The organism is Klebsiella sp. GW_Kp181 (genome assembly GCF_040062315.1).
GTDB lineage: Bacteria > Pseudomonadota > Gammaproteobacteria > Enterobacterales > Enterobacteriaceae > Klebsiella > Klebsiella oxytoca.
In genome coordinates this window covers 1-717 of the sequence record NZ_JBEAFR010000035.1, presented here as the reverse complement: position 1 = coordinate 717, position 717 = coordinate 1, and the positions used below count along the sequence as shown (strand labels likewise).

General features: G+C 54.4%; 1 rRNA gene. It reads left to right on the top strand.

The annotated features are described in order from the left end of the window. Positions 1–717 (top strand): 23S ribosomal RNA (locus ABLV11_RS07025); the annotation flags it as partial.

The window sequence follows — 717 nt, the reverse complement described above, 5'->3', positions numbered from 1 at the left end:
TCATCTTCGGGGGTAGAGCACTGTTTCGGCTAGGGGGTCATCCCGACTTACCAACCCGATGCAAACTACGAATACCGAAGAATGTTATCACGGGAGACACACGGCGGGTGCTAACGTCCGTCGTGAAGAGGGAAACAACCCAGACCGCCAGCTAAGGTCCCAAAGTCATGGTTAAGTGGGAAACGATGTGGGAAGGCCCAGACAGCCAGGATGTTGGCTTAGAAGCAGCCATCATTTAAAGAAAGCGTAATAGCTCACTGGTCGAGTCGGCCTGCGCGGAAGATGTAACGGGGCTAAACCATGCACCGAAGCTGCGGCAGCGACACTATGTGTTGTTGGGTAGGGGAGCGTTCTGTAAGCCGTTGAAGGTGGCCTGTGAGGGTTGCTGGAGGTATCAGAAGTGCGAATGCTGACATAAGTAACGATAATGCGGGTGAAAAACCCGCACGCCGGAAGACCAAGGGTTCCTGTCCAACGTTAATCGGGGCAGGGTGAGTCGACCCCTAAGGCGAGGCCGAAAGGCGTAGTCGATGGGAAACAGGTTAATATTCCTGTACTTGGTGTTACTGCGAAGGGGGGACGGAGAAGGCTATGTTGGCCGGGCGACGGTTGTCCCGGTTTAAGCATGTAGGCGGATGTTCCAGGTAAATCCGGAACGTTACTAACGCTGAGGTGTGATGACGAGGCACTACGGTGCTGAAGTGACAAATGCCCTGC